This window comes from Cellulomonas pasadenensis (genome assembly GCF_047229365.1).
GTDB lineage: Bacteria > Actinomycetota > Actinomycetes > Actinomycetales > Cellulomonadaceae > Cellulomonas.
The window spans coordinates 1-11,934 of sequence record NZ_JBFTEP010000034.1; the positions used below are offsets into that span (position 1 = coordinate 1).

Genomic DNA, 11,934 nt, shown 5'->3' on the forward strand with positions numbered 1-11,934 from the left:
GCGCGGCCCCGCGCACGACGAGCGCGCCGCCCAGCGCGACGAGGTGCAGCCGCACGGCGGCGCCCTCCCGTCCGCCCTGCGCGAGCGAGAGGTGCACGGCGCTCCAGGTGCACCCGGTGCGGTGCTCGCGCGCGAGCACCCACGCGCGCGTCGCGCGGTGGCGCGGCACGGGGTCGAGCACGAGGGCGTCCTCGCACCAGCGGATGGTGCCCCCGGCGGCGGTGAGCGCGTGCGTGAGCATGGTGTCCTCGCCGCCCGTCAGGCCGAAGCGCTCGTCGAAGCGCAGACCCCGGTCCCGCAGCCGGTCGAGGTCCAGCAGCAGGTTGTGCGTCGCCGCCGCGGGGACGGTCGCGCCGTGGGTCCGCCCCGGCCGCGGCAGGAAGAACCCGGACGCGCGCACCCACGCGTCGACGGGCGGTGCCAGCACCTTGCGGCTGGGACCGGCCACCGCGTCCGCGCCGGTGTCCTCCCACATCGCGACGAGGGCGGCGAGCCACCCCGGCTGCGGCACCTCGTCGTCGTCCACGAACACCACGGCACGCGCGCCGGCGTCCGCCGCGGCGTCGAGCGCCCGGTTCCGGACCGCCGCGAGGCCGGGCCGTGGCTCCCGCACGTAGTCGACACCGAGCGCGGCGGCCGTCTCGACCACCGCGCGTGCGCCGCCCTCGGGGTCGTTGTCGACCACGAGCACGCGGGCCGGCGGCCACAGGTCGTCCACCTGTGGCAGCACCGCGTCGAGCAGTGCGGCGAGCTGGAGCGGGCGCCGGTAGGTGGCCACCGCGACGACCACAGGAGTGCCCACGGACCACCACCTCGCCCCCTCGCGACGGGGCTGCGCAGCCGCCCCCGGCGCGCTCACCCTAGGAGGACGGACAGTCGTCCAGACAGTCGTGATGCGGTGGTATGCCCTGATTTCACCCGGTCGACCACGGCGGCGAGGATGGCGCCGCCCGTAGGTTGCGGGCAGTGCCGGCCCCGCGGCCGCGCCGGGGCCGGGCCGTCCGCGACGGGCGGCCGACGATCGCGACGACGACGGCGGCGGAGGGGGAGCCCGTGGCGGAGCCGGAGCTGCGGCGGGCGGCCGCCCACGCGAGGAGCCCGCTGGACGGCCTCGCCGTGGTCGTCGTCAGCTACGGCTCGTCGGACCTGGTCGCCGCCGGGGTGCCGGCCGGTCTGACAGCAGCCGGCGCGCACGTCGTGGTCGTCGACAACGACTCGGGGCCCGCCGAGCGGCGCGCCGCCGCGTCGCTCGCCGCGGACCGGGGCTGGTCGCTCGTGCCGTCGCCCAACGACGGGTTCGGCGCCGGCTGCAACCGGGGGGTCGCGGCCGCGCGCGCCGCGGGGTGCGACGTCGTCCTGCTGCTCAACCCCGACGCGACGCTCACCGTCGACGACGCCCGTGCGCTGCACGAGCACGTGCGCCGACACCCCGGCGACCTGGTCAGCCCCGTCGTCGTCCTGCCGTCCGGCCGCGAGTCGTTCGTCGGCGCGGTCGTCGACGTCGAGGCCGGCCGGACGCGTCGCCCCCGTCCCGCGGACGGCCCGGGGGTGCACCCGTGGCTGACGGGCGCGTGCCTCGCGCTGGGCGTCGACACGTACACGGCGCTCGGGGGCTTCGACGAGCGGTACTTCCTGTACTGGGAGGACGTCGACCTGTCCTGGCGGGCGGCCGCGAGCGGCGCGCGCCTGGTCGTGCGGGACGACCTGCGCGTCGTCCACACGGTCGGCGGCACGCAGGGCGGCGGCGTCTCGCCGCTCCACTGCTACTGGAACTGCCGCAACCGGATGCTGTTCGCCGCGCTGCACCTCCCGCCGCGCGACCGCCGGCGCTGGGCCGTGCGCAGCGCCGCGTACGCGCTCGAGGTGGTGCTGCGCGCGTCGCCCCGCGTGGCCGTCCGGTCACCGCGCTCCGCGGCCGCCGCGGTGCGCGGGACCGTCGCGGGCCTGCTCCTGGTGCGTCGGACGGTGCGAGGCCGTGGCGGCGCGTGGCCCGCGGGCGCTGCGGTGCGGTCCTGAACGTCGTGGGGACGTGCCGGGGTCTGGACGTCCGCGCCGCCGGCACGGGAGGCTGGGTGGAGCGCCCGGCGTCGACGCCGGGCGGCCGTCAGGCAGGGGGCCCGCCATGACCGCGTCCACGACCGTCGACACCATCCCCGTCGTCCCCGGCGCGCCGGTGATCGGCAGCGTGAGGGAGCTGGCGACCGACCCGGCCGCGTTCTTCGTGCGGTGCTACACCGAGCACGGTCCGGTGTTCCGCGTGCGCGCGCTGCGGCGCACCCTCACCGTGCTCGCCGGCCCGGAGCTCGCGCGGTGGATGGGCTCGCGCGAGGGCCAGGCGAGCCTGCGGTCCGCCGAGGTCTGGCAGGGGCTCGTCGACGAGTACGGCGCGACGCGCACGCTCACGGGCGTCGACGGGCCCGAGCACCGCCGGCTGCGCGAGGTCATGCGGCACGGGTACTCGCGCGAGGCGCTCGACGGCCGGTTCGACGAGCTCGTCGCGATCACCGACGAGTGCCTCGACCGCGCGTGGCGGCCGGGGACGGCCGTGCCGGTCGTCGAGGCGCTGCAGCTCCTCGTGACGAGCCAGCTCGGCACGATGCTGACGGGGACGGTCCCGACCGAGTACGTGCGCGACATCCGGACGACGATCCTCTACATCCTGAACGCCCTGGTCACGCGCCAGCGCCCGGAGATCATCCTGCGGAACCCCGTGTACCGGCGCTCGCGCGCGCGGGTCCAGGAGCTCGGCGAGGAGATGATCCGCGCGCACCGGGCGCAGGGTCCCCGTGCCGACGGCCGGCGGACGCTCGTCGACGACCTTATGGACGCCCACGACGCCGACCCCGGCCTGGTCGCGGCGGACGACCTCGTGCTGGCGCTGACCGGGCCGTACGTCGCAGGGCTCGACACCGTCGCGAACACGCTCGGCTGCCTCGTGCACGCCGTGCTCGCGCACCCCGACGTCCTCGCGCGCGTCCGCGCCGAGGCCGACGAGGTCTTCACCTCCGGCCCGCTCACCGAGGCGTCGCTCGAGCGCCTCACCGCGACGAACGGCGCCGTCATGGAGACCATGCGCCTGTACCCGATCGCCGTCGCGCAGCCGCGCGTCGCCAACCGCGACTTCACGTACGCCGGGCACCTGATCCGGGAGGGCGAGCCGGTCTACTGCGCCGTCACCGTGCCGCACTTCCTGCCCGAGCTGTTCCCCGACCCGCTGCGCTTCGACGTCGACCGGTACGGGGCCGAGCGCCGCGAGCACGCCACCCCGGGCGCGTACGCGCCGTTCGGCAAGGGGCCGCACACGTGCCTCGGCAAGGGCATCGCGGACGCGCTCATGACGCTCACCGCGGCGCGCCTCTTCCACCGGCTCGATCTCGCGCTCGGGCCGCGCGACGCGGTGCTGCGGCGGCGGGCCGCACCGACACCGGGGCCGGTGGCGAGCTTCCGGGTGCGCGTCGTGGGGGAGCGGCGGGGCCGCACGGCGGCGTGACGTCCGCCACGTCCCCGGGTCGTCGGCGCGTCTGCGGTGTCCGGGAGGGCGCCGCTACCTGGACGGTGTCGGTGCGGGAACAGCAGAGAAGCCGCCCCGGATCTCTCCGTGACGGCTTCGGACCTGCTGTCGTGCTGGTGGGCGATACTGGGTTCGAACCAGTGACCTCTTCCGTGTCAGGGAAGCGCGCTACCGCTGCGCCAATCGCCCGCTGGGGGAGTTGCTACGAGGTGGAGACGGGATTCGAACCCGTGTGTACGGCTTTGCAGGCCGCTGCCTCGCCTCTCGGCCACTCCACCGGTGGAACCGGAGTCCACAACGGCTGGGATGCCGGCGGATGATCCTCCGAGCGGACGACGGGATTCGAACCCGCGACCCTCACCTTGGCAAGGTGATGCTCTACCACTGAGCCACGTCCGCACATCTCCGTCCCGCCGTTTCCGGCGTTCCGGGGTGCGTCGAAGACTCTAGACCAGGTTCGACGCCGGAGTCCAACCGGCTCGGATGTGCCCTGGACCACGTCCTCGGTGACGCCCGGCGGACGCCCGGACGAACCCCCGTGGAACGGTCACCGACGCGTCGGTGCAGGCAGGAGCCCCCGGGCGACGGGCGCGGCGCCCGCGCGTCCCCTGCCGTCGGTAGGTTGTCGCCGTGCCTCCGACCCCTGTCCCGCGCCCCGGGCGGGCCTGGTTCGCGGGCGTGCGCGCGAGCGGCGTCGTCGAGCACGCGGACGTCCGGGCGGACCCGGCCGCGCTCGCGACACCCGGCTGGTGGGCGCTCGTCGGCACCTTCGAGGGGCGCGTGGACGCGTGGCGGTTCGCCGACGTCGTGACGGGTCCGGACGTCCCCGGACCGGTGGGCGACCCGGCCGCGTGGGCCGGTCCGCGGGCCGACGCGTGGCTCTCCTCGCTCGACCGGGACGCCTACGTGGCCGCGGTCGGGCGCGTGCGTGCCCACGTGCGCGAGGGCGACGTCTACCAGGCCAACCTCTGCCGCGTCCTCGCCGCCCCGCTCCCCGGGCACGGGCGGGAGCCGGACGCCGGCGCGCTCGCCGCACGGCTCGCCGCCGGCAACCCCGCCCCGTACGCCGGCGGCGTGCACGTGCCGGCCGGGGGAGCGGACCCCGGCTGCTGGGTCGTCACGGCCTCGCCCGAGCTGTACCTGCGCCTCGCGGGCGGCGAGCTGACGTCCGCGCCGATCAAGGGCACGGCCGCGACGCCCGACGGCCTCACGTCCAAGGACCGCGCCGAGAACGTCATGATCACCGACCTCGTGCGCAACGACCTGCAGCGGGTGTGCCGGCCCGGCACGGTCCGCGTGACGCACCTGCTCGACGTCGAGCACCACCCCGGCCTGGTGCACCTCGTGTCCACGGTCGCCGGCACGCTCGAGGACGACGTGCGCACGGCACCCGACCTCGTGGCGCGCGTGCTGGACGCGACGTACCCGCCGGGGTCGGTGTCCGGCGCCCCGAAGAGCTCCGCCCTGCGCCTCATCGACGCCCTCGAGACGGTGCCGCGCGGCCCCTACTGCGGGCTGGTCGGCTGGGTGCGGGTGGGGGAGGACGGCGACGTGCGCGCCGAGCTCGCGGTGGGCATCCGGACGTTCTGGTGGGCGGACGACGTGCTGCGGTTCGGCACGGGCGCCGGCATCACGTGGCACAGCGACCCGGCGCGCGAGTGGGCCGAGACGGAGCTCAAGGCGGCGCGGCTCGTCGGGCTCGCCTCCGGCCCCGCCGACGCCGGGCAGCCGGTGGGAGGATGACCGCGTGGAGCACGTGATCTGGGTCGACGGCCGCCTGCACGGACCGGACGACCGCGTCCTGACCGCCGTCGACCACGGCGTCACCGTGGGTGACGGCGTCTTCGAGACGTGCGCCGTGTACGGGGGACGCGCCTTCGCCCTCACGCGCCACCTCGCGCGGCTGGAGCGCTCGGCGCGAGGCCTGGGCCTGCCGCCGCTGCCCGTCGAGACGATCCGCGCCGCGGTGGACGAGACGCTCGCCGCGGCCGGCCCGGACGCGGGGCGCCTGCGCATCACCGTGACCGGCGGGCCGGGACCCATGGGCTCGCACCGGGCGGCGCCGGACGCGCAGCGGCCGACCGTCGTGGTCGTCGCGGGCCCGGCGGCGCGGGCCGAGACGTCGCGTGCGGTGCGCGTGCCGTGGGTGCGCAACGAGCGCTCCGCCGTCGCCGGCCTGAAGACGACGTCCTACGCGGAGAACGTCGTCGCGCTCGCGCGGGCGTACGCCGCCGGTGCCGACGAGGCGATCCTGGCGAACACGCGCGGGCACCTCTGCGAGGGCACCGGTTCCAACGTGTTCGTTGAGGTCGGCGGCGAGCTCCTGACGCCGGCGCTCGCGACCGGCTGCCTCGCCGGCATCACGCGTGAGCTGCTCCTGGAGTGGGGCGCCGGCGCGGGCCTGCCGGTGCGCGAGGCGGCGGTCGACGAGCTGCCGTGGACGGTCCTGGACGAGGTGGCCGCGGGCCGCGCCCACCTCACGCTCTCGGGGTCGATCCGCAACGTGTCGCCGGTCGTCCGGCTGGACGACGTCGACGTGGCGGCCGGGCCGCTCTCCCTCGAGGCGCAGCGCCTCTTCCAGGCGCGCGTCGCCGACGACGTCGACCCCTGACCGGTCGGCCCGCGCCGCGCCGTCGTGCGTGCCGTCCCGGACGCACCACGGCCGGCCCCGCCGAGGCGGGACCGGCCGTGGTCGGGTGGTGCGGTGGTCAGGCGGTCAGCAGCGCTGCGATGAGCGCGCTGATCTCGCCCTCCATGCGGTCGGACTCGGAGCCGACGGGGACGAGCGACTCGGTCGCGGCGAGGAACCGCACGAGCGGCTCGGTCGGCGCCGCCAGCAGCGCGCTGCCCTCGACCCCGCTGAGCGAGACGAGGGTGTAGTCGGGGTCGTCGTCGCGCCACACCTGGACGTCGCCGTCGCCCGCGGGGGCGTCGGCGGTCGCGTGGACACCCTGCGCGAGGAGCTCGCGGCCGAGGAGCCACGTCGACATCGTGTGCGCGCCGGTGAAGACGGCGCGGACGGTGTAGGGGTCGGTGGTGCGGAAGGACAGCTCCGCGGACACCGGGATGACGCTCGCGTCGGACCCGATCAGCTGCATGGCGACGACCTCGACGACGTCGTACGACGAATCCGTCATCGGGTCCTCCTGGTGACTGGCGCCCACGCCGGGGCTCGGAGATCACATCATGGCAGGCCACATGCCCGATTGGACCGGTCCGCGCACACAGTTCACCCGCCCGGACGCGCGGCGGGCGCCACGGTCCCCCCACCGTCCCTCGCGCAGGCTAGTGCCGTGGGACGCACGTGACCAGAGTGACGTGACCCCCGCGCCGGCGGCCGCCGGAGACCGTCGACGGCGGCACGCGACCCGCGTTTCGCCAACACGCCTCCACGTCGGCTAGCATCGTGCACCGCAGCGGCCCACGGGCTGCGGCAGCGGGCGATTGGCTCAGTGGTAGAGCGCCTCGTTCACACCGAGGAGGTCACTGGTTCGAACCCAGTATCGCCCACCCGCCGCGACGGCCCCCGACCTCACCGGTCGGGGGCCGTCGTCGTCCCAGGACGACCGACGCGAGAGTCGCCGCAGCAGCGCCGATCGCTGCGGCCTTGCGCCGTCGCAGGCCCTCGACCTGCGCCGTCGCACCCGCGTGGAAGACTCCCGGACGTGGACTTCCTCTCCGCCTACGCCCACGGCTTCGCCCGCGTGGCGGCGTGCACGGTGCCCGTGCGCGTCGCCGACCCGGCGGCCAACGCCGCGGCCGTCCTCGAGGCCGCGCGCCGCTGCGACGCCGACGGGGTGGCCGTCGCCGTGTTCCCCGAGCTGTGCCTGTCCGGCTACGCGATCGACGACCTCTTCCTGCAGGACACGCTGCTCGACGCGGTCGACGGCGCGCTGCGCGAGGTCGTCGCCGCGTCCGCGGACCTGCGGCCCGTCCTCGTCGTCGGGGCGCCGCTCGTGCACGGGACGCGCGTGCTCAACGCGGCCGTCGTGGTGCACCGCGGGCGCGTGCTGGGCGTGGCGCCGAAGGCGCACCTGCCCACGTACCGGGAGTTCTACGAGCGCCGGTGGTTCGCGCCGGGCGACGACGTGCGCGGCACGACGACGGTCGCGGGCCAGGAGGCGCCGATCGGCACCGACCTGCTGTTCGCCGCGACGGACGTGCCGGACCTCGTGCTGCACGTCGAGGTGTGCGAGGACATGTGGGTGCCCGTGCCGCCGAGCGCGACGGCCGCCCTCGCCGGCGCGACGGTGCTGGCCAACCTCTCGAGCAGCCCCGTCACCGTGGGACGCGCCGAGGAGCGCCGCCTGCTCGTGCGGTCCGCGTCGGCGCGCTGCCTGGCGGCGTACGTGTACGCGGCGGCGGGGCAGGGGGAGTCGAGCACGGACCTGTCGTGGGACGGGCAGACGCTCGTGTACGAGCTCGGCGAGATGGTCGCCGAGGGCGCGCGGTTCCCGGACGGCGCGCTGCTCACGGTCGCCGACGTGGACCTCGGGCGGCTGCGCCAGGAGCGCCTGCGCATGGGCACGTTCGACGACAACCGGCGTGCGCTCGGCCTCGCGCCGGCCGGCGGCGACCGGCGCACGGTCCGGTTCGAGCTCGACCCGCCCGACGGCGACATCGGCCTGCGCCGCGCGGTCGACCGCTTCCCGTTCGTCCCGGACGACCCGGAGCGGCTCGCGCTCGACTGCTACGAGGCCTACAACATCCAGGTCTCGGCGCTCGAGCAGCGGCTGCGCTCGATCGGCGACCCGAGGATCGTCATCGGCGTGTCCGGCGGGCTCGACTCCACCCACGCGCTGATCGTCGCCGCACGTGCCATGGACCGGCTCGGTCGCCCGCGCAGCGACATCCTCGCGTTCACCATGCCGGGGTTCGCGACGAGCGAGACGACCAAGGGCAGCGCCCTCGCGCTCATGGAGGCGCTCGGCACGACGTACGAGACGATCGACATCCGCCCGGCCGCGCTGCAGATGCTCACCGACCTCGGGCACCCCGCCGGCGAGGGCGCCGACGTCTACGACGTCACCTTCGAGAACGTCCAGGCGGGCCTGCGCACCGACTACCTCTTCCGTGCGGCCAACCAGCGCGGCGGCATCGTGCTGGGCACGGGCGACCTCTCCGAGCTCGCGCTCGGCTGGTGCACGTACGGCGTGGGCGACCAGATGTCGCACTACGGCGTCAACGCCGGCGTGCCGAAGACGTTCATCCAGCACCTCATCCGCTGGGTCGTCGGCGAGGGGCACTTCGACGACGCCACGAACGCCGTGCTGCTGCGCGTGCTGGACCAGGAGATCTCGCCCGAGCTCGTCCCGGCGCGCGAGGGCGAGCGCATGCAGAGCACCGAGGACGTCGTCGGTCCGTACGCGCTGCAGGACTTCACGCTCTTCCAGGTGCTGCGGCACGGCACCCGCCCGTCGAAGATCGCCTTCCTCGCCTGGCACGCGTGGCACGACGTCACGGCGGGTACGTGGCCGCCCGGCTTCCCCGAGGAGCGGCGCGCCCAGTACGACCTCGCCGAGATCCGGCACTGGCTGCAGGTGTTCGTCCGCCGGTTCTTCGCGCACCAGTTCAAGCGGTCCGCGCTGCCGAACGGTCCGAAGGTCAGTGCCGGCGGCACGCTGTCGCCGCGCAGCGAGTGGCGCATGCCGTCCGACGCGAGCGCGGCCGCGTGGCTCGCCGAGATCGACGCACGCGTCCCCGAGCGCCTGCGCTGACGACCCGTATCCCGTACGGCCCGGCGGAGCCGGGTCGGTAGCATCGACCCGCCCGCGTCGGCGACCGCCGACCCGCCGCCACCGCGGTGCGGGCGCACGACAAGGAGCCTGCACCCGTGCCCGAACTCATGGACCTCACCGTCGACGGCGTCGCACGACAGGTGGAGGCGGGCACGACGGGCACGGACCTGTTCGGCGACCGCCGCGACGTCGTCGTCGTGCGCGTCGACGGCGAGCTCAAGGACCTCGCGCTCCCGGTGCCCGCGGGCGCGAGCGTCGAGGCCGTCACCCTCGACTCCCCGGACGGGCTGGCGGTGCTCCGGCACTCCGCCGCGCACGTGCTCGCACAGGCCGTGCAGGAGGTCAACCCGACGGCCCGGCTGGGCATCGGCCCGCCGATCACGGACGGCTTCTACTACGACTTCGACGTCGACACCCCGTTCACCCCCGAGGACCTCAAGGCCCTCGAGAAGGTCATGAACCGGATCGTCAAGGAGGGGCAGACCTTCCGGCGGTGGGACGTCACCGAGGCCGAGGCGCGCGAGGTCCTCGCGGACGAGCCGTACAAGCTCGAGCTCATCGGGCTCAAGGGCTCCGCGTCGGACGCCGCCGAGGGCGCGTCGGTCGAGGTCGGCCTCGGCGGGCTGTCGATCTACCAGAACGTCCGCGGCGCCGGCCGCGAGAGCGAGCAGGTCGTCTGGCAGGACCTGTGCCGCGGTCCGCACCTGCCGAGCACGCGGCTGATCGGCAACGGCTTCCAGCTCACCCGCTCGGCCGCCGCGTACTGGCGCGGGTCCGAGAAGAACCCGCAGCTGCAGCGCGTGTACGGCACCGCGTGGCCCACCAAGGACGAGCTCAAGGCGTACCTCGAGCGCATCGCCGAGGCCGAGCGCCGCGACCACCGCCGCCTCGGCAGCGAGCTCGACCTGTTCTCCTTCCCGGAGGAGATCGGCTCGGGGCTGTCGGTCTTCCACCCCAAGGGCGGGATCATCCGCATGGAGATGGAGGAGTACTCGCGCCGCCGGCACGTGCAGGCCGGGTACTCGTTCGTGAACACCCCGCACATCACCAAGGAGCAGCTGTTCCAGCTCTCCGGGCACCTCGACTGGTACGCCGACGGCATGTACCCGCCCATGCAGCTGGACGAGGAGCGCGACGCCGACGGGCACGTCCGCCGGGCGGGGCAGAACTACTACCTCAAGCCCATGAACTGCCCGATGCACAACCTGATCTTCCGCTCGCGCGGGCGCTCGTACCGCGAGCTGCCGCTGCGCCTGTTCGAGTTCGGCACCGTGTACCGGTACGAGAAGTCGGGCGTCGTGCACGGCATGACCCGCGGCCGCGGCTTCACGCAGGACGACGCGCACATCTACTGCACCCGCGAGCAGATGCAGGACGAGCTGACGAGCCTGCTCACCTTCGTCCTCGACCTGCTCAAGGACTACGGCCTCGACGACTTCTACCTTGAGCTCTCGACCCGCAACCCCGAGAAGTCGGTCGGCTCCGACGAGGTGTGGGAGGAGGCGACCGAGACGCTGCGCGCCGTCGCCGAGGCGTCCGGCCTCGACCTCGTCCCGGACCCGGGCGGTGCGGCGTTCTACGGCCCGAAGATCTCGGTGCAGGCGAAGGACGCGATCGGCCGGACCTGGCAGATGTCGACGATCCAGCTCGACTTCAACCTGCCCGAGCGGTTCGAGCTCGAGTACACCGCGCCGGACGGCAGCCGCCGGCGGCCCGTCATGATCCACCGCGCCCTGTTCGGCTCCATCGAGCGCTTCTTCGCCGTGCTCACCGAGCACTACGCCGGCGCGTTCCCCGCGTGGCTCGCGCCCGTGCAGGTGCTCGCCGTGCCGGTCGCGGAGCCGTTCGAGCCGTACCTCGACGAGGTCGTCGCGCGGCTGCGCGCCGAGGGCATCCGGGCCGAGGTCGACCGGTCCGACGACCGCTTCGGCAAGAAGATCCGCAACGCGAGCACGCAGAAGATCCCGTTCGTGCTCATCGCGGGCGGCGAGGACGCCGAGGCCGGCGCCGTGTCGTTCCGCTACCGCGACGGCCGCCAGGACAACGGCGTGCCCGTCGACGAGGCGGTCCAGCGCATCGTGGCCGCCGTGCGCGACCGCGTGCAGGTCTGAGCCGTGGACGTGCCCGAGGGCCTGGACGTCGAGGGTGCCGGCGGGCTCGCCGGCGTCCCCGACGGGTTCGAGCGGCTGTGGACGCCGCACCGCATGGCGTACATCGGCGGCGCCGACAAGCCCGCCGACGACGCGGCGGGGGAGGGCTGCCCGTTCTGCCGCGCCCCCGGCCTGGGTGACCAGGAGGGCCTCGTCGTCGCGCACGGCGCCGTCGCGTACGTCGTGCTCAACCTGTACCCGTACAACGGCGGCCACCTGCTCGTGTGCCCGTACCGCCACGTCGCGGACTACACCGACCTGACGGACGACGAGGTCGCGGAGGTGGCCGCGCTCACGCGCACCGCGATGCGCGTGCTGCGCGCCGTCTCCGCGCCGCACGGCTTCAACCTCGGCATGAACCAGGGCCAGGTCGCGGGCGCGGGCATCCAGGCGCACCTGCACCAGCACGTCGTCCCGCGCTGGGGCGGCGACGCGAACTTCCTGCCCATCGTCGCGCGCACCCGCGCGCTGCCCGAGCTGCTCGCCGACACGCGCGACCGCCTCGCCGCGGCGTGGCCGGCCGCGGGGGAGTGAC

At 74.9% G+C, this 11,934-nt stretch carries 9 protein-coding genes and 4 tRNA genes; 8 read left to right on the forward strand and 5 right to left on the reverse strand.

Features of this window, described 5'->3' with window-relative positions; translation table 11 throughout:
• A partial coding sequence (locus AB6N23_RS06970) for a glycosyltransferase family 2 protein (protein WP_412865367.1) occupies positions 1–802 on the reverse strand: 802 nt, incomplete at its 3' end.
• A 251-nt stretch (positions 803–1,053) separates the two neighbouring features.
• Between AB6N23_RS06970 and AB6N23_RS06975 the strand changes: the two genes are divergently transcribed.
• A complete protein-coding gene (locus tag AB6N23_RS06975) occupies positions 1,054–2,016 on the forward strand; it encodes a glycosyltransferase family 2 protein (RefSeq protein ID WP_412865368.1) in 963 nt (320 codons plus the stop codon).
• A gap of 106 nt (positions 2,017–2,122) precedes the next feature.
• Complete coding sequence (locus tag AB6N23_RS06980; RefSeq protein ID WP_412865369.1) at positions 2,123–3,490, forward strand: cytochrome P450; 1,368 nt, start codon at positions 2,123–2,125, stop codon at positions 3,488–3,490.
• A 135-nt stretch (positions 3,491–3,625) separates the two neighbouring features.
• Here AB6N23_RS06980 and AB6N23_RS06985 read toward each other — a convergent pair.
• From AB6N23_RS06985 to AB6N23_RS06995, 3 genes are all read right to left on the reverse strand, one after another.
• Positions 3,626–3,700: transfer RNA gene (locus AB6N23_RS06985), tRNA-Val, on the reverse strand.
• 18 nt (positions 3,701–3,718) lie between these two features.
• A tRNA-Cys gene (locus AB6N23_RS06990) sits at positions 3,719–3,789 on the reverse strand.
• A 49-nt stretch (positions 3,790–3,838) separates the two neighbouring features.
• Positions 3,839–3,910: transfer RNA gene (locus AB6N23_RS06995), tRNA-Gly, on the reverse strand.
• A gap of 231 nt (positions 3,911–4,141) precedes the next feature.
• On the opposite strand from AB6N23_RS06995, the gene AB6N23_RS07000 reads away from it, so the two are divergent.
• Both AB6N23_RS07000 and AB6N23_RS07005 read left to right on the forward strand, forming a co-directional pair.
• Positions 4,142–5,254: a chorismate-binding protein gene (locus AB6N23_RS07000; protein WP_412865370.1), complete on the forward strand. Its 1,113-nt coding sequence runs from the start codon at positions 4,142–4,144 to the stop codon at positions 5,252–5,254.
• A gap of 4 nt (positions 5,255–5,258) precedes the next feature.
• Positions 5,259–6,122, forward strand: a complete 864-nt coding sequence (locus AB6N23_RS07005) for an aminotransferase class IV (RefSeq protein WP_412865371.1) — start codon at positions 5,259–5,261, stop codon at positions 6,120–6,122.
• 97 nt (positions 6,123–6,219) lie between these two features.
• On the opposite strand, the gene AB6N23_RS07010 is transcribed toward AB6N23_RS07005, so the two are convergent.
• Positions 6,220–6,648, reverse strand: a complete 429-nt coding sequence (locus tag AB6N23_RS07010; RefSeq protein WP_378208395.1) for an SsgA family sporulation/cell division regulator — start codon at positions 6,646–6,648, stop codon at positions 6,220–6,222.
• Between the two features lie 301 nt (positions 6,649–6,949).
• On the opposite strand from AB6N23_RS07010, the gene AB6N23_RS07015 reads away from it, so the two are divergent.
• The 4 genes from AB6N23_RS07015 (at position 6,950) to AB6N23_RS07030 (ending at position 11,933) form a co-directional block, all read left to right on the forward strand.
• Positions 6,950–7,021, forward strand: a tRNA-Val gene (locus AB6N23_RS07015).
• A 155-nt stretch (positions 7,022–7,176) separates the two neighbouring features.
• Positions 7,177–9,228 (forward strand): NAD(+) synthase, encoded by a 2,052-nt coding sequence (locus AB6N23_RS07020; protein WP_412865372.1) that lies wholly within the window; start codon positions 7,177–7,179, stop codon positions 9,226–9,228.
• 128 nt (positions 9,229–9,356) lie between these two features.
• Positions 9,357–11,360, forward strand: coding sequence for a threonine--tRNA ligase (gene thrS, locus AB6N23_RS07025; RefSeq protein ID WP_412865389.1), 2,004 nt, complete (start codon positions 9,357–9,359; stop codon positions 11,358–11,360).
• 3 nt (positions 11,361–11,363) lie between these two features.
• The gene (locus AB6N23_RS07030) at positions 11,364–11,933 is read left to right on the forward strand and encodes an HIT family protein (protein WP_412865373.1); all 570 of its coding nucleotides are present in this window, start codon (positions 11,364–11,366) and stop codon (positions 11,931–11,933) included.
• The last annotated feature ends 1 nt before the right edge of the window (position 11,934 follow it).

Coding starts and splice junctions, on each gene's coding strand:
- AB6N23_RS07010 (WP_378208395.1), bottom strand. CDS start 6,648: ATGACGGATTCGTCGTACGACGTCGTCGAGGTCGTCGCCATGCAGCTG.
- AB6N23_RS06980 (WP_412865369.1), top strand. CDS start 2,123: ATGACCGCGTCCACGACCGTCGACACCATCCCCGTCGTCCCCGGCGCG.
- thrS (WP_412865389.1), top strand. CDS start 9,357: ATGGACCTCACCGTCGACGGCGTCGCACGACAGGTGGAGGCGGGCACG.